20 protein-coding genes are annotated in these 19,292 nt (G+C 67.7%); 9 read left to right on the plus strand and 11 right to left on the minus strand.

From position 1 onward, the window contains the following. Nucleotides 1-3: 3 nt before the first annotated feature. From CFI00_RS09890 to CFI00_RS09905, 4 genes are all read right to left on the minus strand, one after another. Nucleotides 4-1,314 carry a hypothetical protein gene (locus CFI00_RS09890; protein ID WP_207084987.1) on the minus strand — a complete coding sequence of 437 codons (1,311 nt, stop codon included), beginning with the start codon at nt 1,312-1,314 and terminating at the stop codon, nt 4-6. Then, nucleotides 1,314-1,613, minus strand: coding sequence for a hypothetical protein (locus CFI00_RS09895; RefSeq protein WP_207084988.1), 300 nt, complete (start codon nt 1,611-1,613; stop codon nt 1,314-1,316). The genes CFI00_RS09890 and CFI00_RS09895 overlap by 1 nt, the downstream gene beginning before the upstream one ends. A gap of 119 nt (nt 1,614-1,732) precedes the next feature. Next, on the minus strand, nt 1,733-2,269 hold the full coding sequence (locus CFI00_RS09900) for a hypothetical protein (RefSeq protein ID WP_207084989.1): 537 nt from the start codon (nt 2,267-2,269) through the stop codon (nt 1,733-1,735). Nucleotides 2,270-2,281: 12 nt separating this feature from the next. Next, nucleotides 2,282-2,695 carry a single-stranded DNA-binding protein gene (locus tag CFI00_RS09905; protein ID WP_207084990.1) on the minus strand — a complete coding sequence of 138 codons (414 nt, stop codon included), beginning with the start codon at nt 2,693-2,695 and terminating at the stop codon, nt 2,282-2,284. Nucleotides 2,696-3,461: 766 nt separating this feature from the next. Between CFI00_RS09905 and CFI00_RS09910 the strand changes: the two genes are divergently transcribed. After that, nucleotides 3,462-4,331, plus strand: a complete 870-nt coding sequence (locus CFI00_RS09910) for a hypothetical protein (protein WP_207084991.1) — start codon at nt 3,462-3,464, stop codon at nt 4,329-4,331. A gap of 36 nt (nt 4,332-4,367) precedes the next feature. Here the strand turns inward: CFI00_RS09910 and CFI00_RS09915 are convergent, their stop codons facing one another. From CFI00_RS09915 to CFI00_RS09930, 4 genes are read right to left on the minus strand one after another with little or no spacing between them, the layout of a single operon-like run. Beyond that, entirely contained in the window at nt 4,368-6,083 is a 1,716-nt protein-coding gene (locus CFI00_RS09915; RefSeq protein WP_242532769.1) for a TraM recognition domain-containing protein, read from the minus strand. Beyond that, nucleotides 6,080-6,544, minus strand: coding sequence for a hypothetical protein (locus CFI00_RS09920; protein WP_207084992.1), 465 nt, complete (start codon nt 6,542-6,544; stop codon nt 6,080-6,082). The genes CFI00_RS09915 and CFI00_RS09920 overlap by 4 nt, the downstream gene beginning before the upstream one ends. Next, nucleotides 6,541-6,819, minus strand: coding sequence for a hypothetical protein (locus CFI00_RS09925; RefSeq protein WP_207084993.1), 279 nt, complete (start codon nt 6,817-6,819; stop codon nt 6,541-6,543). The genes CFI00_RS09920 and CFI00_RS09925 overlap by 4 nt, the downstream gene beginning before the upstream one ends. Before the next feature lie 50 nt (nt 6,820-6,869). After that, entirely contained in the window at nt 6,870-7,949 is a 1,080-nt protein-coding gene (locus CFI00_RS09930; protein WP_207081520.1) for an ArdC-like ssDNA-binding domain-containing protein, read from the minus strand. 388 nt (nt 7,950-8,337) lie between these two features. Between CFI00_RS09930 and CFI00_RS09935 the strand changes: the two genes are divergently transcribed. The 4 genes from CFI00_RS09935 to CFI00_RS09950 all read left to right on the plus strand — a co-directional run bounded on the left by CFI00_RS09935 (nt 8,338) and on the right by CFI00_RS09950 (nt 10,602). Next, the gene (locus CFI00_RS09935) at nt 8,338-9,009 is read left to right on the plus strand and encodes a hypothetical protein (RefSeq protein WP_207081519.1); all 672 of its coding nucleotides are present in this window, start codon (nt 8,338-8,340) and stop codon (nt 9,007-9,009) included. A 70-nt stretch (nt 9,010-9,079) separates the two neighbouring features. Then, nucleotides 9,080-9,652 carry an RNA polymerase sigma factor gene (locus CFI00_RS09940; RefSeq protein WP_207081518.1) on the plus strand — a complete coding sequence of 191 codons (573 nt, stop codon included), beginning with the start codon at nt 9,080-9,082 and terminating at the stop codon, nt 9,650-9,652. 5 nt (nt 9,653-9,657) lie between these two features. After that, on the plus strand, nt 9,658-10,401 hold the full coding sequence (locus CFI00_RS09945; protein WP_207081517.1) for a hypothetical protein: 744 nt from the start codon (nt 9,658-9,660) through the stop codon (nt 10,399-10,401). 9 nt (nt 10,402-10,410) lie between these two features. Then, nucleotides 10,411-10,602, plus strand: a complete 192-nt coding sequence (locus tag CFI00_RS09950) for a DUF6458 family protein (protein ID WP_207081516.1) — start codon at nt 10,411-10,413, stop codon at nt 10,600-10,602. A gap of 131 nt (nt 10,603-10,733) precedes the next feature. On the opposite strand, the gene CFI00_RS09955 is transcribed toward CFI00_RS09950, so the two are convergent. From CFI00_RS09955 to CFI00_RS23575, 3 genes are all read right to left on the minus strand, one after another. Further along, nucleotides 10,734-12,740 (minus strand): tyrosine-type recombinase/integrase, encoded by a 2,007-nt coding sequence (locus tag CFI00_RS09955; RefSeq protein ID WP_207081515.1) that lies wholly within the window; start codon nt 12,738-12,740, stop codon nt 10,734-10,736. A gap of 83 nt (nt 12,741-12,823) precedes the next feature. After that, on the minus strand, nt 12,824-13,645 hold the full coding sequence (locus tag CFI00_RS23570; RefSeq protein WP_277988368.1) for a tyrosine-type recombinase/integrase: 822 nt from the start codon (nt 13,643-13,645) through the stop codon (nt 12,824-12,826). Continuing rightward, complete coding sequence (locus CFI00_RS23575) at nt 13,602-14,858, minus strand: ArdC-like ssDNA-binding domain-containing protein (RefSeq protein ID WP_242532772.1); 1,257 nt, start codon at nt 14,856-14,858, stop codon at nt 13,602-13,604. The genes CFI00_RS23570 and CFI00_RS23575 overlap by 44 nt, the downstream gene beginning before the upstream one ends. Before the next feature lie 176 nt (nt 14,859-15,034). Between CFI00_RS23575 and CFI00_RS09965 the strand changes: the two genes are divergently transcribed. The 4 genes from CFI00_RS09965 (at nt 15,035) to CFI00_RS09980 (ending at nt 19,291) form a co-directional block, all read left to right on the plus strand. After that, on the plus strand, nt 15,035-16,129 hold the full coding sequence (locus tag CFI00_RS09965) for a tyrosine-type recombinase/integrase (RefSeq protein WP_207084994.1): 1,095 nt from the start codon (nt 15,035-15,037) through the stop codon (nt 16,127-16,129). Nucleotides 16,130-16,160: 31 nt separating this feature from the next. Beyond that, entirely contained in the window at nt 16,161-16,514 is a 354-nt protein-coding gene (locus CFI00_RS09970; RefSeq protein WP_207084995.1) for a helix-turn-helix transcriptional regulator, read from the plus strand. Between the two features lie 411 nt (nt 16,515-16,925). After that, a complete protein-coding gene (locus CFI00_RS09975; protein WP_207084996.1) occupies nt 16,926-18,347 on the plus strand; it encodes a hypothetical protein in 1,422 nt (473 codons plus the stop codon). A 419-nt stretch (nt 18,348-18,766) separates the two neighbouring features. Next, nucleotides 18,767-19,291 (plus strand): GNAT family N-acetyltransferase, encoded by a 525-nt coding sequence (locus CFI00_RS09980; RefSeq protein ID WP_242532867.1) that lies wholly within the window; start codon nt 18,767-18,769, stop codon nt 19,289-19,291. The last annotated feature ends 1 nt before the right edge of the window (nt 19,292 follow it).

A 19,292-nucleotide genomic window follows, 5' to 3' on the forward strand; every position in this document is an offset into this window, starting at 1 on the left:
GCGCTAGAGACCTGGGACATTGGACTGGGCTCCCTTCGAGGGTGGACGGTGAATCAGGGCGGCGTGGAGGTCCGCCCGGCTCGTGCCCGCCGACGAGACGGTGCTCTCGTGCGGAGGTCGTAGATGCTCGCGTGCTGTTCGGACGACCTGGAGGTCGGCCGCGCGGGCGACGGGCACAAAGCGCTCACGGACGGGGTGGACCAGGCGTCCGTCACCGCTCACCAGGCGCGGGACGGTGACGCGTTGCACGAAGACTCCACGCTCAACACCGGATTCGACAATCTCCGTGATCCGCGAGTCGATGCGCCGGAACAGCGTCTGGAAGCCGCCGAGCCTCCTCGGTTCGATCACGGTCGCCGGACGCAGCGCCTTCAATCGGCTGACGGCATTCGCAGCCTCGCCTGCGGCAGCCTTGCCGTTGCCGAGCCGCCCTCCGATGTTTCGGAGTTCGCTCTGGATGCGCGAGTAGATGTCTGCACGGGCACTCCATTGGCGAGCAAGGTGTGGGTCGATCCGCTCTGCGTACGGCGTGAGTCCAGCGCTGAGCAGTCGCTGCGAGTCGACGACCAGGCGCAGGGTCATCGCGTCGGGGAAAGAGTCCAGCCTCACGAGGAGGTTGTGTTCGGCCTGCAGGACGCCGAGCACGCCTGGCTTTGCTGGGCCACCAATGGGCTTGGTCCGCGGACGCCAGCCGGTCTGGTCGACGCTGTAGTCGGGCTGCCCGAGGCTGACATCCAAGGCCGTGGCCAACGCCGCCCAGCCGAGTCGATCGCACGCGGCGATGGACTCCCACCCGGGGGTGTTGCGATACCGGCGGTCGAGCACGACGAGTGCCTGGCTGATCGCCGCGACGTCTCCTGCGATCGTCCGTGCCTGTGCTGCGGTCAGGTGGATCGCCTGATCGGGCGCGGTGTCGTGCTCGGCGAGCGCGGCAGCGCGGGCAGCGAGGCGCCAATGCTCCACGACGCGGTTCGGGCTCGAAGTCGTGAACTCTGGGCTTGAGGCCGGCTGTGTCGTCGTCTGATCTCGAGCGGCCTCCAAGGCTCGAGCTAGTTCAGTTGCTGCGGCGCCGTGGTCGCTAGCCGCGCGGAACGGGTCGGCCGGCTTCTGCGGAACGTTGGGAAAGGTGAGGGGCCGCGCCACTCCTATGGCTTGCGTGCACCAGACGAGAATGGTCTGCCGGAACCGCAGAATCTGCTGGCCAGCCGCGGCACGCTCCGCGGATGAGTCTGCGCCGAGTCGGCGCATGATCCGGTGCTGGCGCAGCAGCGCAGCCAGTTCCGTGCGCATCTGGGCGCCGTTCTCGCCGTACATCAGCCGATGTCCAGGTCGTGTGCGTCGACGAGCATGGCGAGGATCAGTTCGACCGACAGGGCGTCGATGCCGTAGCTCTCGAGCTCTTCGATGGCGTTGCTTGCGACGGCGAGCAGGATGTCGCGGTCGTCGGTGAGGTCCTCGGTGTCGAGTGCGGGGCATTCGTCGTCGTGCACCCGGTCGAGTTCGAGCAGTGCGCGATCGTACGCGGAGGAGGCATCGAGCGTGAGCGCTCGGTCGGCGAGAGCCGCTACGTAGGACCTCGCTTGAGCGAGCGTCTGTGCGTGGGGGAGAAGCATCGTCCCTCCCTTCAGTGGGTCGGATACCGACTCTGAGCGGGTCGTCGTGGCTGTTGTGCGCTTGCTCGGACTTCTGTGGATGAGTCCGAGCACGGACTGGCCATGGCGTGCTCCTGGACTCAGCCGATGAGCTGCTGGCTGGCGACCCCCGCGATCCGGCGCCTTCGCAGGACGTCCTCGCGGACGAACTCCGCGAAGTCCTCGTCCCGATTCCGGATCTCGATCTCGGTGCCTGCTTGGGGCGCTGACTCGCCGGGCCACGTCGTCTGCCTTGTGGGACGGTCGCGATCGAGCCGCGTGCCACAGATCGACACCCAGTCCCGCAGGCGGTAGCGAGTATCGGTGAAGTCGCGCATCCATGCGATGGGTGCCGATGGTGACGCAGACTCGTGGTAGCAGCTCAGCCAGTGGCAGTGGAGCGCGGAGAGTTCCCATACGAGCTCGTCGTGGCGGTGCCAGTACGGCGGCACGATGTTGGGCGCGAGACCGAACGTGCTCTTCAGCCATTTCACCCAGTGGTCGAGGTCATGCCACTCGATCTCGGCCTGCTCGGCGTCGAGGAGGTTCCAGTTGATCGGGGCCGGCGGGCGTTCGAGCAGGTCGGTCACGCTGCGGTACGCGTCACCGTCGTCGGGCTCGTCCGGAAACGGACTCATCGCCGGGTCCAGTCAGAGGCCGACGGCGGGCGGCTGCGGCACAGCGGTCAGGGACCGGTCGGCCGCGTGACGACCGCGCTGGACGACGTAGTCGGTCTTGTTGGCGTTGTGGCCAATCTTGCGAGCCACGAACTCCTCCTTGATAACGCTGCCCTCGCGGCCGTCCGCCTCGTACTCGTGGACGTAGCCGCTAGCAACGAAGGAGTCGCCCTTGCGGAAACGGGCGTACGTCTCGCGGGCGGTGCTCTCGAACGCCACCATGTCGTGGAAGGTCGGGTCGAGCTTCGTGAAGCTGCCGTCGATCTCCTTGCGCCACTGCTCGATGCCGACGCGCATCCGGCAGCACTCGGCGCCGGCTTTTGTGAAGTGGAGTTCCGGCGCTGATGCAGCGAAGCCGACGAGGCTCATCTGGGTCGGAATGGACATCCTGCCTCCTGAGTCTGGCAGCCCATCCTGCGAGCTGCGGTCATGAGCAAGGTGCGCGGTCGAGGACAAGGCACTGGGTTGCGGGAGCTACATTCGCGACCGCGTGTCGCACGCGTGGACCGTGATTCGTCAACTTGCGGCCACGAAGTGTGAGTAGATTGCGGCGATGCCGAGGACGATCAGACTTGACGGCTCGGAGTGGTCACCCGAGTCGCTCCAGAAGCCACACACTTCATCGTTTGCGGCGGCCCAGTGGCGGGCGGAAGCGCGAAGCCTGGCAAGCCCGTCAGCGGTGCTCGGCATCGCTGCAGTTGCCTGTACCGCGGTCGCGTCGGACGCCCGGACGTTGCTGCGTGCCGAGTTCGGATTCGGGAAGGCCAGAGCAGATGCGTCTGTCAGGGTGGGTGCAGCGCTTGGTGAGGATTCCGGAGTCTCAACATCGGCTCTGGGATACCTAGCCGGCGTCAAGATGTCAGGAGCACAGCAATGGGCATTGACCACGATGCTGGCCGGGAGCATCCAGGACACCGGGGCCTCCGGAGCGACCGTCAGCCCGACAACTGTCAAACGCGCAGGGGGGCCGAAGGCTCTCGGCAGGCTGGCGCGCAAGGGCGTTAAGTCAGCTGATCGTCCCAGCCAGGCAGTGTGTGCGGCATTGCTGGCGTCACGATTGGATAGCAACGATGCAGGCCTCTCGGCCCATGGGCTTACCCAGGTGCTCTCGAATACCTTCATGGGGCCGAGGAGGGCCTCAGCTACACAGAAGGTGACCGACCGACTTCTAGTAGTTGCGTACGCCATGTCCGGCCTATCGAAGACCGGACTCGATTTGGGTTCACGAAGATGGGTTGGCGCGACCGCAGGCTGGCGCCATCAGGCCGCGCCGTGGCTGCTTCCACTTCTCGACAAGGAGACCTCGCCAGCACTGGTTCATCTCCTTGATGCTGCCAGGGCCCGCGGTCTGAAGTTCGCCTCGCCCGGCACCACCCCCTTTATTCACGAAGACTGTCGAGACGTCACCGAGTACATGCGGAACGTCGCGGTGGGCCAAGCGAGTGCGCTAACCAAGTGGACCGATTGGCCCACCTGGTTCGGTGGCGATCAGAGCGGGGCGCAGGTCCTACTCACCCAGGATGACGATTACGCCTATGCGTGGGTTGGACGTGGCGGCCGGGGGCAGTTAGTTGCCTTTGACACGACCGACTTCATCGGCTGGGGACTCGACGAGCCAGGCATGACGCAGGCCCTCGCGTACGCGCTTGGGTGGTACGTCGACGTTTCCATTAGCCTTCGCGCTTCGCCGGGTGGCAGCCCAACGGTGAGGCGTGCCGCGGGCGGATCCAAGGCCCAGGGAATCACCTACAAGCCGACTCCGGCATACGGCACGCAGCGCGCGGGCGTGGCACTGGGGCACCACAGCCCGCCGAAGCCGCACATGCGCGCCGCCCACGTGCGGAACCTGGGTTACGGAACGCCGAGCGAAGAGGCACTGAGCCACGCGCCCGCGAAGTTCCGGAGCCAGATGGGCCCCCACGAAACCTGGATCCGAAGCGCAAGCGTGGGTGGCGCCGCAGCTCAGGCTGAACTGGAACCCACCTCAGCAAGTACTCAGCGTTGGCGGACGCGCTCGGATTGATGGATCGAAGTTCCGACGCGTAGGCCCCGGTGCTGGCTAGCGGGACGTCCAGCGTCGGAGGTCGGTGACGATCGGTGGGGCGCTTCGGAGAAGCACCAGCCCGGTCCCGAACGGAAGCGTTCGGATCCGCTCTGGTGGCATCACAGCGACCCGTCGGCTCGATCGCTGGAGAGAGCGTTGTCCGTAGTCGCCGATGCTCACGGTGTCGGTGGGCTCCTCGCGTTCGCCGATAAGCACGGAAAGCTCCTGGAGGTCCCTCGAGGCTGAGGCGCCTCCGAGGATGACCTTGACGATGCTCGCGTCCCAGATCGTGCTGGCCGCATGGTCGCCCCACTTGTTGCGGGCCTGGGCCAGCGACTGGAGGACGGGCATCGTCGTGATGCCCGTGCCACCTCCCTCGGCCATCAGTACCGGAAGCGAGGGGAGCGGTGCGAGGTTGCCGATCTCGTCGAGCGCCGTGAGTACGGGAGGGTCCAGGCGCGAACCGGGTGATGCGGCGGCGAGGTGACGGGCGACCTCGGTCAGGTCTTCCATGAACGCGGCGACGAGCGGCCACGAGGCTCCCGCGCCGGCTCCCGTGGCGAGAAGGTAAAGCGTGCCGTTCTGGGTGAGGAAGTCGCGCGGGTCGAACGCCTCGCCCGGCTCCGGGCTGACGGCGTCCAGCACAGCGGGGTCGGCGAGGCATGAGAGGGCTTGGGCGACGGCCATCCAGATGGAGTCACGTGTGCGCGGATCGGAGGTGATCATGCCTTCGAGTGAGTCCGACCATCCCGCTGCGGCTTGCGGGTGACTGGCGAGGATGCCGACGGCGTCGGTTGCGGCAGACGCGGATAGTGACCAATCGAAGAGGGCGTGAGTCGGTAGCTTCTCGAGGGCGGCTGCGTGGAGGAGTGCTTGGAGGGCGGAGCGGGCCTTGCCTTCCCAGAAGCCGCCGGACTCGGTGCCGCCGGAAGAGAGTCCGGTCGACGATGCCAGCCCTGAAGCGCGGATCATCGCGGTCAGGGGCTGTTCGCAGCCGCGGATGGGCGACCATCGGACGCCGCAGCCGTCGACGGCGGGCAGTCCCTCGGTGAGGTGTTGAGGGTCGAGGACGGCGACCGGCCCTCGTTCCTTGCGGGCGGTGATCGTGGCGGCGATGTTGTCCGGCCGGGTGGAGGTGGTGACGACGGCGCCGGGCGCGTCGAGGATGGCATTGATGACGAGGTGCAGTCCCTTGCCGGAGCGTGGCGGGCCGATCACGAGGATCGAGTCCTCGACCGATGCCCAGATCTCGCGGCCGCAACTGCGCCCGATCAGGTAGCCGACATCGTTCGCGCGGGGATGGCGGATCGAGGGGCGGAGGGTCGCGGCGCGTCGTACGAGGGCCTTCTTCGATGCGCTTGTGTCGATGTCCCGCGCGGTTGCCGTGCCCTGGATGCGGTGGGGATCTCGAGCAGTCCGGTGGCGGAGCCGAGCGACGACTCTCCACACGCACCAGGCGACTGTCGCGAGGACTGCGAGGAACAGCGTCAGCACGCTCCAGTACGCGATCGCTGACAACCCGGGCGCCTCGAACGCCCGCGCCGGTTGGCTCGGGTCGGCGAGCACACGCAGTCCGCTCGCGATCCCGCCTTCGGGCTCGGCCGCGCCCGTTGCGACCGCAGCGGCCGTGGCTGCGGCGCGGAGCACCAGCGCCAGAGCGAACGCCGCCAGCATCCCGATGAGTGCCAGGTTCACGAGCTCGTCGTTCGCGCCACGTACTGCGGGGTTCACGCCGGCGCCTCGAACGGGGTGACTGTCCGCGAGGTCATCCCGAGGAGCACGAGGCCGCCACGCGTTGCGGCGAGCAGCGCGGGAGGGAGGTTGAGTGAGGCGTTGCCTTCGGTATCGGCGTTCTGGCGTACGACGACGTAGGCCAGCGCGACCTCCTCGCCGGGCTGGAACCCGGCACCAGCGAGCGCCGGAGGAGGTGGCGGGGTGGGTGGCTGCTCGACGACGGCTGGTGCCGGAGTCGGGGGAGTCGCGACGTCGGTGAAGGTCGAGCCGTCGGCCTCGCGTACCTCGACGCGCACCGGGGCGCCGAGGTCTGAAGTGATCTCGTCGATCACTGCGCGAAGGTCGCCACGGGTTTTGCCCTGTTCGGAATCGCGCGGGACACCGTCGACGTCGACCTCCAGCACGCCGTCGGCATCGATGGCGACGTGAACGACGCTCAGGACGACCGGGATCCTCATAGCCCCAGCACCGCCCCGTCGCGGCGTGCGTTGGTCGTCACAGGAGCCGTCCCGGTGCGGTGGCTGAGGGCTTCTCGGTCGAGTCCAGGCGGGTTGCCGTCGCCGACCTGCTGGGTGTCGACCTTTTCGAGGATGCCGATCGCGGTCGCGCGGACGCGTTCGGCGGTCGACTGGACGACCTCGACCGGGTTCTTCCCCGGGATGCTTGCTGCCCAGGTCGACACGTACGGCACCGTGTAGGAGGAGGTGTCGAGCCCGTGGGCGGCGCCGACCATGACTATCTGGACAGGTCGGTTGTCAAGGGGCGGGACAGGTCCGTGTGGGTTCATAGTGATGGTCCTCCGACGGTCGAGCGAGATGCGTGGGCGGCGTTGGGGATGGGCTGGGCGGCAGATTCGAGGCTCCGTGCGATCGCGCGGTCCAGCCCGGGCGGGTTCCCGTTGGGCAGGGTTTGGGTGTCGAGCTTGTCGAGGATGCCTAGGGCAGTGGTCCGGACGCGGGCGGCGAGCTGATGGACGGCGGTGACGGGGTCGATGCCCTCGATGCGGGAGGCCCAGGTCGATACGTAGGGGACGGTGTATTGAGAGCTGTCCATGTTGTGCGCGGCGAGGAGCATCAGCGCGACCGATTCCGCCTCGATCTCCGCGACTCCGCGGTGCATCGCTGCGTCGGTGTTGTCGGGGCCGTGGAGGATGACGTGGCCCAGTTCGTGGGCGAGCGTTTTGACCTGTGCCGCGTCGTCCATGTCCATCCGCACTGCGACCTCGTGGGTGAGGTAGTCGGTGAGCCCGTTGGCTCCGCCGATGGCGTCGGAGGTGGACACGAGCCGCAGCTCGAACCCGTGCGTGGTGATCTGGTCGGCTAGTGCGTCCCAGAGGCCGGCGGGGGCTTGGCCTTCGAGGAGTTTGGGTGCGGGTGTCTCGGGCAGCGGTTCGCCGTCGGTCTGCGATAGCGCCCATACGTAGGTGGGCCGGACGCTGATCATCCGCGCGCGCACGACCTCACCGGGCGCCGGCCTCTGACCGCGACCGAGGCGATGCCAGCTGTCGGGGTTGTTGGGCTCGTGAGATGCCATGCGTGCGGTGACGGGCGCGAAGATCTGGTAGCCGGCTTGACCCTTCATCACGTGGCGACCGAGGGACTGCCATTGCTTGAAGCCCGCGACATAGGTCGGGTTGGGGTCGGGGACGCGGCCCTCGGCGTAGGCGACGGCGTGCTGGACCCAGATGAGGAGCGAGTTGTTGAACGAGCGGGCGCGGAAGCGGGCGGCGAACTCCATCGCGTGTCGCCAGTCCTCGCCGGTAACGAGTTGCTCGACGGCTTCGGTGAGTTTGGCGTGCAGAGCGTCGAGCTTCGCGTCGCGGTCGGCGATCTTCTCGTCCAGGGTGCGGCTGTTGGTACGCATCGGTCCTCCCACGGGTTGTGGGAGGAAGGTGCACCGCCGGTGCCGGGGGGAGCGGCGAGATCCTGGACCCGTCGGAGGCTGAGGCCGCCTCGGCTACTGGTAGCGTCGGGCAGCTTCGTCAGACATCGGAGTTCGCGGTGTCCGCCCTCGCCCAGGGTTTCGATCGCCTGCTGTTCGAGGCCTTCGATCGTCTGGCGACTGGCAGCCACGGCCAGTGCGCTGGGTTCGACGAGTTCGGGTCCGCCCGGTGTGGGTTTGAGGTGCTCAGGCCGTCCAGGGCTCGCTTTGCCCGGGGTCTCGCAATCTGGACAACGGGGTGCTGCGGTTCGTCCCGCTTTCGGTTCCCCGTTTGACACGACTCACCGTCCAACAAGCCCTGGGAGATCACATGAAGACCACCAGCATCCGTACCGTCGCCGCTGCCGGCCTCGCCGTCGTCGCGATCGGCGGCATCGGCCTCGTGGCCGCGGCAGCTGACGAGTCCAACCCGCCGGCTCCCGCTCAGGTCGAGACCGTCGACCCGCCCAGCGAGCCGGCTGACCCGGCCAACACCGACGACGCAGCCGTCGACGACAACAACGGGGACAACACGAACACCGACGACGCCGCGGTCGGCGACGGTCAGGACGGCAACACCGACGAAGGTGACGTCGTTGAGGGTGACAACAACGGCGACAACACGAACACCGATGACGGTGAGGTCGGCGACGGTCAGGACGGCGACACCGACGAAGGTGACGTCGTTGAGGGTGACAACAACGGCGACAACACGAACACCGATGACGGTGAGGTCGGCGACGGTCAGGACGGCGACACCGACGAAGGTGACGTCGTCGAGGGTGACAACAACGGCGAGAACGAGAACGTCGACGACGGTGAGGTCGCGGACGGCGACGACAACGGCGACAACACGAACACCGATGACGGCGCCCAGGGCGACGACCAGGACAACGCTGGCGACAGCAACGAGGGCGACGCCGGCAACGGCGACTCCGGTCCCGCTGACGACGCCCAGGGCAACGCCGGCGACGGCGCCAACGGGGATGGCTCCAACGGCTGAGATCGCCATCCTCGGTGGGGCGGGCAGACGACCTGTTCGCCCTACCATGCTGCCCGGGAGGACCCAGTCGATGACCGATGAGCTCGAGGTGGCGGTGTCAGCCGCCGCCGCAGGCGACACCAGCGCGTTGCGCACGATCTACGAAGCGCTGTCGCCGCGGGTCATCGGCTACCTCACGCTGCGGGGGGCGCAGGATCCCGAGGGACTCACGAACGACGTGTTCGTGCGAGTCCTCCCGCGGATCGGCGAGATCACCGGTGGCTGGCAGGGTCTGCGGGCGTTCACGTTCTCAGTTGCCCACGGGCGGCTGGTCGATGAGTTCCGCAGCCGCGGCCGGCGCCCGGTGCATCAGGAGTACGACGCCGAGGACGACCCGCGAAGCCACGCCTCGGCAGAAGACCAGGCGCTGGAGCGGATCAGATCCGGCGGGGTGCTCGATGTCCTCGAGCTCCTGCCGGACGACCAGCGCTCCGTGGTCGTGCTGCGGGTGCTGGGCGAGCTGACGATCCGCGAGACCGCGGCGGTGATCGGGCGCAGCGAGGTCGCGGTGAAGAAGTTGCAGGGCAAGGCGCTGGCATCGCTGCGGATGCTGCTGAGTACCGAGACGGGCCACCTCGCCGGTGGCCACGAGACGACGGAGTGAACACGATGGACGAGATCAAGAGCCCGGCGGGCCCCCACGACGAGGCGCTGAACGACCCGGTCCTGAGCGTCCTCTTCACCGAACTGCGGGCGGTTGCCGACCGACCTGCGCCGCCCGTCGACACCGAACTCGCAGCCGTCCTCGCGGGAGCAATCCCATTGGCGGTCGCCCGCGACCAGCGGAGCAGGACCGCCCGGACCGCGATCATCGGCCTGGTGACAACGGGAATCCTGGCCGGGGGACTGGGGGCCGCCGCTGCCAACGAGTTGCCACCTCCAGCGCAGCGCATCGTGTCGAAAGTGGTCAACGGGCTGACCCCCTTCAACATCCCCAACCCCGACGAGCAGGGGCCAGTCGAGCACCAGCCCGACACCACGATCGACGACGACGATGACCAGCCCGGCCAGGACGGAACCGAGCGGGACGGAACCGAGCGGGACGGAACCGAGCGGGACGGAACCGAGCGGGGCGGAACTGAACAGGGTGACCAGGGCGACGGCCAGGGCGATGGCCAGGACGGCCAGGACGGCCGGGGTGACCAGTCGGGCGGAGACCAGCCGGGCGACCAGCAGACCGACGGCTCTGGCGACCAGGGCGTATCAGATGACGCGGATCAGCAGGGCAGCGGCGAGGAAACCACGGGCGGCACCACCGGTGGGTCCGGCGACACGGGCGAGGCGGGCAACGGCTCCGGCGGCTCCGGCACGAACGGTGATCAGCCAGGCACCAACGGCTCCGGCCAGAACTGAAGGGACATCATGGGACTCCTCGGCCTCGGCATCTTCCTGGCCATCGTCGGTGCGGTGCTGAAATTCGCAGTCACCGCCGAGACGCCGCACGTCGACATCAAGAAGGCCGGCCACATTCTGTTGTACTCCGGGATCGCAATCGCAGCCCTGGGGTTGCTGCTTGGCTTTGCCGACGGCAGCTACACCGGCGGCAACAACTGAAGTGGAGTGACGTCCTGTAGGTAGGCCGGACCGGGGCTTTTCTGGATCGGCTTTGCGCTGCCGTTGGGCCGTTGCCGGGATTGGAGTGCACCGCGCTCGTGGTCGCGATCCTCGTGTCCGGGCACTGATGCTCAGCCCTGAATTGACGGAACGTTCTCTTCGTGATCGCCGGTGCAGGTCGGTGGGTCGTTGACCGTCAACGGCTCGCCGAGATCGTCCAGGAGTTGGCAGATGCGTCGGGCGACGACCTCATGTCGCTCGACCTCGCGTGTCCATCCCTGGCTGCGGGCGTGGTCGCTGAGTACGAGCTCCGTGGAGTAGCGGTCGCGCAGGCGCGGGGCGTACTTCGGCGTGGTGATGAACTTCGCGCACGTCAAGTACAGGTCGCACTCGCAGGGGCCTTCGGCTGGCAGGCGCAGACAGTGGCCGAGCTCGAGTTCGGTGCGGAAGAAGTTGCCCTTGATCCAGTCGACCGTCTCGGGTGTAAGTTCTCGGTTCCGGACGGCGGAGGCTGACGGTCCGGCGATGGTGGCGTCGGCGCCGAGGACAGAGCTGTAGTCGTCGAGAACGGCGGGGTCGCTGACGTGGGCGTAGACCAGCGCCATCTGCACGCTCTTGTGGCCCAGGACGCTCATGATCGTCTGGAGTCGCGCGCCGCGTTCCGCGAGTTGAGTTCCGACGGTGTGGCGGAACCTGTGGGCAGTGATCGTCGGTTTGCCCTGCGGGTTGACCAGGCCCGCTGCCTGGCAGGCCCTCGTCAAGGCGTCGTCGAAGAGGTAGGCGTTCGAGAGGACCCGTCCCTGGCGGACGAACAGGCGCCGAGCGGGACGTTCCTTGTGGTTGCCGGGTAGCGGCCTGTCGATCTGCTCGCGGCGCAGGCCGTGGAGGGTCCGGATGGCGTCGGCTGCTTCCTCGTTTATCGGCACGGTGCGTTCGGAGTAGTTCTTGCTGGCGGGCAGCCGCAGCCGGGGTGTGCCGTCGGGGTAGGCGTCGAGGCAGTCCAGGTCGAGCATGCGGATCTCGCTGCGACGGGCACCACTCCATCTGGCGATCAGCAACGCCGCGCGCTGGAAGGGGCACTCAAGCGCGCGGACGGCGTCCATGAGGACCGTCAGCTCGTTGTCGGGGATGAACCTGGGGACGGCACGGGTGATCTTGGGCAGGTCGCCGTTCATCAGCAGCGGACGACCGGGCATGTGAGGCCATTGCCAGGCGTAGCCGTCACGGAAGAACCCGAGCACGGCATGGATGTCTTGCCGCCGGGTCGCGGGAGCCAGCGGGGCGCCGGTGCGGTGATGGGTGAGCGTGGTCAGCCAGACGCAGAACTCCAGAGCGTCGGCACGGGAGACCTCGGCGAAGGACGCCACCGGCGCACGGTTGGCCATCAGCCAAGTGGTGAACCTGCGCAGCCCTGCGGAGATGTTCTGGACCGTGGAGGGCCGGTCGAGCTGGCTGCGGGCATCCAGGTAGCGCTCGATCGTGACGGTCATGACCTGCGGCATGGGTGGCCAGACCACCCGTTTCGGCAGCGGCTCCTTCGGCACCTCGGGGATGTGACCGGCGTGGTAGAGCAGCAGCTGCAGGAGGAAGACCTGCGATCCCCAGTTGCGTCGCTTGCTGGCCCACTGGGAGTCGTCGCCGTGGAAGTGGCGCCGATCGGGTCGGCGGCCGAAGTCGTCGATCGCGTGCAGGAGATCCTGGAAGTCCGCGACGGTGAACGCGTCGAGCGCGGGGACTCCGCTGTGCAGCAGCATCCGCGACAATGCCCACTGCGCGGCGCGGCTGGCGGTCTTGGTCCGAAAACCCACCCGGGAGCCGAGCTCACTCAGCTCGTCACGGGCCTGCACCAACGGCAGGTTCAACGCCTCGGCGTGGACCCACACGTTCAAGGCCGGGACGGCGAGTAGCCAGTCCCAGTCGAACCTCACCCTGCCGGCGACTCCCAGGAAGGTCAGGTAGTGGCGTGCGTTGTAGGAGATGGGATCGGTGAGCGGGCCGCAGCGAGGGTCTTCATCCAACAGGCGGCCGACGCGGTGGGTCAACGGCTCGGCGAACCACTCGCTCAGATCGGGGTAGCGCGCCACGAACTCCTTGCGGTGCTTGAGTTTGAGGCTCAGATACGAGGGGTCGTTCGTCACCGCGCGGATCAGTTGCGCGAACTCCTCAGCCGATGCGTGCTCGGGGGTTTGCGCCAACACCACCGGTATCGCGGCCGGCGTTGTCATCGTGCGTCACCGGCCCGCGGGGTCGTTCGAACGTGCTCCTGCTGGCCGAGCGCGCGCTGGTAGTCCGCGGCGACTTCGTGGTCAGCGACGCGGGTGTAGATGCGGGTGGACTCCACCGAGGCGTGGCCGAGCCTGCGCTGCAACGTCAACTCCCGCATCCCGCCCTCCCACATTCGGGTCGCGTGCGTATGCCGGAGTGCGTGCGGGGTGACCCACGGCTCGCGGATGCCTGCTCGGGTCGCAGCACGGGCAAACAAGCGGACAAGCGCCGCGTAGCTCAATGGCTCGCACCGTCTGGAGCCCTTGCCGCCGACCAGGAACACGAACGGCGAAGATGCCTGTGCCGGGCGTTCGGACATCACGTAGTCGCTCAGCGCGGCGAGTGTGTCGGTGTCGAACAGGTCGACAACCCGTTCGGTCCGTGACTTCTGCCGGACCCCTGCCGGGTGGTCGTCGCGCACGCGCACGAAGACACGACGTCGGCCGTAGGCGACGTCGTCCAGGTGCAGGCTGAGTACCTCGCCCGGACGCAGGCCGCCATTGAGCATCAGTAGCAGCATCGCCCGATCGCGACGACATGCGACCTTGGCGAACAACGCGGCAACCTGCTCGTCAGACAGTGGCCGCGGGAGACGCTTCGGCTGACGGACCTTCAACGCTCGTCGTTGTGGCCGCTGCCGACTGGCCTCACCAGCAAAAGGCTGGTGCCGGTCCGTGACGCGCTGCCACGCCGGGTCGGGACGACGCTCGATCGGGTTTGCGCCGTCGTACTGCTCAGTCGCGATCGCCCACTCGTAGAAGCCACCGACTCCAGTCAAGATCCTGTTGATCGTCGCCGCTGACAGGATCGGTGTTCCCGTAGGTCCGACCGCAGTCAGCGACAGCCGCCGTGCCCGTGATCTCGTCGGCTCCGTGCGGAGGAATGTCAGCAGGTCGATCGAGGACCGTGGACGCAGTTCGTCCCAGCCCATTCCTGAGTGGTCGAGGAACCGCCACAGGTGCAGCAGGTCGTAGGCGTAGCTGCGCACGGTGTTCGGCGAGCAACCACGTGCCGTCAGGTAGCGAAGGTAGCCGGTCACCACATCGACAGTGGTCCCGTCCCCGCCGACGAGCCGGACCTCCAGACCGTCGACACCGCGGATAGCTTGAACTCTCATGGACACCTCGTCTTCGCGCTGTGGGTGAACTGCCAGAGAAAGCCCACCCGCCCGATGCTGTCCAGATAAGAGTTAGCGCGACTGATTCGGCTTCCACCTCTGCGATCCCACGGTGCAGGGTCGCGTCGGCGGCGGACTGGGTCGACAGTGCGGTCTCTGGCGGCGCGTGGAGGAGAACGTGGCCGAGTTCGTGGGCGAGCGTTTTCACCTGGGCCGATTCGTCCATGTCCATGCGGATCGTGACCTCGCGGGAGAGGAAGTCGGTCAGCCCGTTGGCGCCTCCGATCGCCGCGGCAGAGGAGACGAGTCGGAGCTCGAAGCCAGCGGCGGTGATCTGGTCGGCGAGTCCGTCCCACAGCCCGGCCGGGGCCTGGCCTTGGAGCAGGGAGGGGCGGGGGAGTTCGGGCACCGGGTCACCTGTGGTCTGGGAGATGTCCCAGACGTAGGTCGGCTTGACCCCGATCATGCGGGTTCGGGCGTACTCCCCGGACATCGGCTTCTCGTTGCGCGCCAAGCGTCGCCAGGAGTTCGGGTCGTCGGGGGTGAACGAGGCAAACCGACCGGTGACCGGTGCGAGGATGCCGTAGCCGTGCTGGCCTTTCGCGACGCTGCGGCCGAGCGAGAGCCACTGGTGGAAGCCGGCCACGTACGTCGGCGTCGGCTCGGGCACTCTGCCCTCCTCGCACGCCGCGAAGTGCTGCGCCGCGATCAGCATCGAGTTCCCGAAGCTGCGCCCGCGGAACTGCGCGGCGAAGGTCAGGGCGCGCTTCCAGTCCTCACCGGTCACAAGCGCAGCGACGGACTCGGACAACTGCTCCTGGAGCGCCTCGAGCTTTGCTTCGCGGGCCGCTCGACCTCGTACCTGAGTGGTCATGACGCTGCAATCTCTAGGAACTCAGGTTCGGTCGGACGTCCATGCGCTCCGATCTGCGTTTGCGCAGGTGGCGTCGGTTCGACGCCTAGCAGCGCCCGCAATGACTCTGCGTCACTGCGAGTGGCGGTTTTGCTGTAGCATCGACGCATGATCGCCTCGCTTGAAGATGGTGACTGATGGGTTTGGTGGCGCTGCCTGGTGGCAGCGCTGCTGATCCGGCACTGATAGGTGCGCAGGCGGTCCAGGACTTCGAGCAGGAGCTGGTCGACCAGTACGCGCTGGCGATGTCGGCGGCAGGTCTGACGGACCGCCACATCGGCGGGACTCGGGCGATCGTCATCGAGTTCGTTCGCTCGCTGTCGACTCCGCTGTGGGAGGCCACCTGCGCGGACGCGGACGCGTTCCTGGCACAGCAGCGGCGGATGGGGCTCAGCGTGTCCACCCGGGCGGGCAAGGCCGGAGCACTGGCGGGCTTCTACGAGTTCGTGATCGCCCGCTACGCCGGCACGATCCGCCGCGCGACTGGTGTCTTGGTCGAGCAGCCGATAGATGAGTTCAATCGCCAGTCCGGGGCATCGCTGGGCAAGGTCCGGGTGCCGCCATCGGATGAGGAGATCGACTCGCTGTTCACCGCTTGGCGTGGGTCGGTCCCGCAGGCACGCAAGTACCTTCCCGCGGCCCGCGACTACTTCGCCGCCTCGTTGTGGCGCCGACTCGGGCTGCGCATCAACGAGACCGTCATGCTCGACGTCCGCGACTGGCGCCCCGATCTGGGCGAGTTCGGCAAGCTCCACGTCCGCCACGGCAAGGGCTCGGGCGGCCGCGGACCGAAGCCCAGGCTGGTGCCAGCGATCAACGGCGCGAACCAGTTGATCGACTGGTGGCTGGCCGAGGTCCGCCCGCAGTATGGCCACGACTGGGCTGACCCGGACGCGCCGCTGCTGCCGTCCGAGCGGTTCGACCGCGATCTGGACCGCTGTGGCCGGGTCGGCGCGAACGCGCTGCGCCGCGCGCTGGGAATCCAGGTCGACGAGTGGTTGCCGGCGTGGTCGGGCCGGATGACGCCACACGTGCTGCGGCACTACTGCGCCTCGTCGCTGTACGCGGCCGGGATGGACCTCAAGGCGCTCCAAGAGCTGCTTGGGCACCAGTGGCTGGCCACCACCTCGGGCTACCTCCACGTCCGCAGCGACCACATCGAACGAGCGTGGAACAGCGCAAGCGACCGCATCGAAGCCCGCCTGGGCCTCCGTGCCGACTGGCCAAACTGAGCCGACCGAGTAACCGAAGGAGAGGATCCAGATGCAGTGGAGCCTGCGGCTACGAGCCGCCGAACGAGGAATCTGGAAGTCCGCGCAGCTGCGGCGGATGCTGGCAGATGCCGGGCTCGAGATCTCTGCCGGAAAGATGTCGTCGTGGTGGGCCGGCACCCCGCCGACGATGCGCCTCGAAGAGCTCGACGTCCTGTGTGCCGTGCTCAAATGCACCCCGAACGACCTGATGACACCCGAGCCGGACAAGGTCGCCGCGCGCCGTCCCCGCAACACCGACGCAGCCAACGGCGGAAACGGGGATGGCGATCCGAACGGCAACGGCGGCACGCCACCGGCGGTCACCCCGCGGCTCGGCAAGCCGCGCTCGACCCCACCGCTGTAGCCCGCACCCGCATCGACCACGGACACGACGAGCACCGCATGCCCGCGCCCGGCCCCAACGCGGCGTTGCGGCTGCCGCCCAAGTGCAACGCCTGCCAGAGCAACCGCGTCGCGTGGACCAGCCCCAGGGTCGACTTCTGCTATCAGTGCCTGCCCGGCGGCCCTTTCGCCGCTGCCACCGTGCGGCCGCTGCCGTGCCCGGACCGACTACTTCAGTCAGGGTCTGTGCAGCCGGTGCCACCCCCGCAGTCCCGAGCACATCGGGTCTTGCAAGGGCTGCCTCGCCTGGGGTGTCTACCCCCGCCACAACTGGACCTGCTGGTCCTGCCGCTGGTGGCAGAGCCACTACCCGAAGGGCACCTGCGTCTACTGCGGCCGCGCCGGCCACGTCAGCGACCGACAAGCCTGTCGCTTGTGCCTTGAGAATGCCCGCCTCGAGCAAGGGCCCGCTCGTGCCCCCGATCTGGCTAGCGCCAACAACGGCAGCCAGCAGCTGTTCTTCGCCAACATGGTCTTCAAGCGTCACGTGACACCGCTGCCCGACTACGTTCGCGGGGATGGCCGTTGGTCGAAGAAGAACAAGAACCAGCTGCCTTACCCGTCCGGCACCAGCTTCGACGACTACGCGCTTGAGCAGCTGGTCCTGTTCGACATGGACCCCGACCCCGAGGTGCTGCGCCAACGCCTCCTGGTCGAGGACAGCGACCTGACCCGGTACTGCGCGGCCATCGTCGCCGGTCATGCCCGCCGCTATGGCTGGAGCGTTAGGCAGCGCAATGCCGTGATCCAGTCGCTGCGGCTGCTGCAGATCCTGCGGCCCACTCCCACCGCGAAGGTTCGTGCCAGTGACGTCGTGTGCTTGCGCCGCTACGACGGAACCATCACATCCACCCTCGACGTCCTCGCCGAAGCCGGACTGTTGATCGAGGACGTCCCGACCCGGGTCGAGAGGTACTTCAACGCCAAGTTCATCGAGTCCGGAGCCCTCCCGGACACGATGCGGGAGCACCTCCAGCTGTGGCTTCAGATCATGCTCGGCGGTTCCCGGCACGCACCTCGCCAGTTGCCCCGGGAACCCGAGACCGTCGAGCTCCACATCCAAGGTCTCGCGCCCGTCGTGCAGACGTGGGTTGAATCCGGGCGCCAGTCGTTCGCCGAGATCAGCAAGGACGACATCCTGGCGGCCCTCGCTGCCCTGCCCGCCGGCACCAGCCACCGCCACTTCGCCGAGATCGGACTGAAGTCGTTGTTCAAGATCCTGAAGGGCCGCCGACTCGTCTTCACCAACCCCATGCGCGGCATCGACCTGACCCGCGTTCCGACGAACCTTCCGTTGCCGCTGGACCCCGCCGTGATCCGGGCCGAGCTGGACTCGCCGAATCCGGCCGTCGCGCTGGCCGTGGCGCTGGTGGCCTTCCACGGGCTGACCGGCAAGCAGGTCCGCGAGCTGCAGTTGACCGACATCGTCGACGGTCGCCTCAACCTCGACGGCCGCGACATCCCGCTCGCGGCACCCGTCAGGAGCCGGCTCGCCGCCTGGCTCGACTACCGCAACCGAACCTGGCCGGCCACCGCGAACCCACACCTGCTCATCAACCGACGCACCGCGCCGCGCCTCGTCCCCGGCGGGCACTCCTTTCCCTGGAAGGACAGTCGCGTCCGCCCACGGGCGCTGCGCGAGGACCGCATCCTCCACGAGATCCACGCCACCGGTGGCGACGTACGCCGCATCTACGACCTCTTCGGACTCAGCGTCGAAGGCGCCACCCGCTACCTCAAGACCGTCGAGCACCCCGACCTGAGGAACGATGACCAGCCTGGCACCCGGCCATGACCCTGTCTCTACGTACCGCGCGGCACGCATCGAGAGTTGTCGCAACATCCTCACGCCACGGATAAGCAACCGCGGCGCGCACGATTCGGACACTCTGGCGCCGCTGACTTTGGTCACGCGCCGCAGCGTGGCGGCTCAGCGTCCCCGCATCCGTCCCCCCAGAACCGTCGAACGCCGGGGGGAGGTGGCGCCCCGAGCCGCGTTTACGCAGGTGAGGCAGCGTCCCCCCGAAACTTCAAGGAGATTTCGGAGCCGGTGGCTCAAGTGGTGGAGGAGGAGTTCCGCAAGCGGATCGGCTAGTGAGACACCCTGATGCTGTTGGACGGCGCTACCGTGCTTCCGTGACGCAGCCCGGAATTACCTCGGAACCGGTGCTGTCGCGCGGCCACCTGTCTCAGCAGGAGCAGCCGCGATTGTCCGTGGCAGGGTTGACACTGCGTCCGTGGGAACACGCAGATGCGCCCTCGTTAGTTCGGGCCTACGAGGACCCGGACATCCACCGCTGGCATGCCCGATCCATGTCTCTCACCGAAGCCGAGTCATGGGTTGCTTACGAGTTGGACCGCTGGGAGCAGGAACGCGGGGGCGGCTGGGCGATCGCCCGGGCTGGATCGTTGCTGGGCCGGGTCGCAATTGGGAGCCTGTCCCTGCATGAGGCTCGGGCCGAAGTGTCGTACTGGGTTCTCCCGGAGTCCCGCGGTCAGGGAGTCGCCACGCTTGCCCTAGGCGCCGTCGCAGACTGGGCCTTCGATGAGGTCGGCTTTCACCGTCTGGAACTTGACCACTCGACCAGCAACGCAGCGTCTTGTCGCGTCGCCGCGAAGGCGGGCTTCGTTCCGGAGGGAACGAAGCGGTCGCAGGCCTTGCATCTCGACGGATGGCACGACATGCACGCCCATGGCCTACTCGCCCACGACGCTCGCCCTCACCGCCGCGACGGATAGA

The sequence above is a fragment of the Nocardioides sp. S5 genome (assembly GCF_017310035.1).
Taxonomy (GTDB): domain Bacteria; phylum Actinomycetota; class Actinomycetes; order Propionibacteriales; family Nocardioidaceae; genus Nocardioides.

Excerpts from the sequence above, each read along its gene's own strand:
- CFI00_RS09925 (WP_207084993.1), bottom strand. The coding sequence starts at position 6,819 with ATGGTCGGCGCCGCCCACGGGCTCGACACCTCCTCCTACACGGTGCCG.
- CFI00_RS09890 (WP_207084987.1), bottom strand. The coding sequence starts at position 1,314 with ATGTACGGCGAGAACGGCGCCCAGATGCGCACGGAACTGGCTGCGCTG.
- CFI00_RS09900 (WP_207084989.1), bottom strand. The coding sequence starts at position 2,269 with ATGAGTCCGTTTCCGGACGAGCCCGACGACGGTGACGCGTACCGCAGC.
- CFI00_RS23575 (WP_242532772.1), bottom strand. The coding sequence starts at position 14,858 with ATGACCACTCAGGTACGAGGTCGAGCGGCCCGCGAAGCAAAGCTCGAG.
- CFI00_RS09920 (WP_207084992.1), bottom strand. The coding sequence starts at position 6,544 with ATGAGGATCCCGGTCGTCCTGAGCGTCGTTCACGTCGCCATCGATGCC.
- CFI00_RS09905 (WP_207084990.1), bottom strand. The coding sequence starts at position 2,695 with ATGTCCATTCCGACCCAGATGAGCCTCGTCGGCTTCGCTGCATCAGCG.
- CFI00_RS09895 (WP_207084988.1), bottom strand. The coding sequence starts at position 1,613 with ATGCTTCTCCCCCACGCACAGACGCTCGCTCAAGCGAGGTCCTACGTA.
- CFI00_RS09930 (WP_207081520.1), bottom strand. The coding sequence starts at position 7,949 with ATGCGTACCAACAGCCGCACCCTGGACGAGAAGATCGCCGACCGCGAC.
- CFI00_RS09950 (WP_207081516.1), top strand. The coding sequence starts at position 10,411 with ATGGGACTCCTCGGCCTCGGCATCTTCCTGGCCATCGTCGGTGCGGTG.
- CFI00_RS09940 (WP_207081518.1), top strand. The coding sequence starts at position 9,080 with ATGACCGATGAGCTCGAGGTGGCGGTGTCAGCCGCCGCCGCAGGCGAC.
- CFI00_RS09970 (WP_207084995.1), top strand. The coding sequence starts at position 16,161 with ATGCAGTGGAGCCTGCGGCTACGAGCCGCCGAACGAGGAATCTGGAAG.
- CFI00_RS09945 (WP_207081517.1), top strand. The coding sequence starts at position 9,658 with ATGGACGAGATCAAGAGCCCGGCGGGCCCCCACGACGAGGCGCTGAAC.
- CFI00_RS09935 (WP_207081519.1), top strand. The coding sequence starts at position 8,338 with ATGAAGACCACCAGCATCCGTACCGTCGCCGCTGCCGGCCTCGCCGTC.
- CFI00_RS09965 (WP_207084994.1), top strand. The coding sequence starts at position 15,035 with ATGGGTTTGGTGGCGCTGCCTGGTGGCAGCGCTGCTGATCCGGCACTG.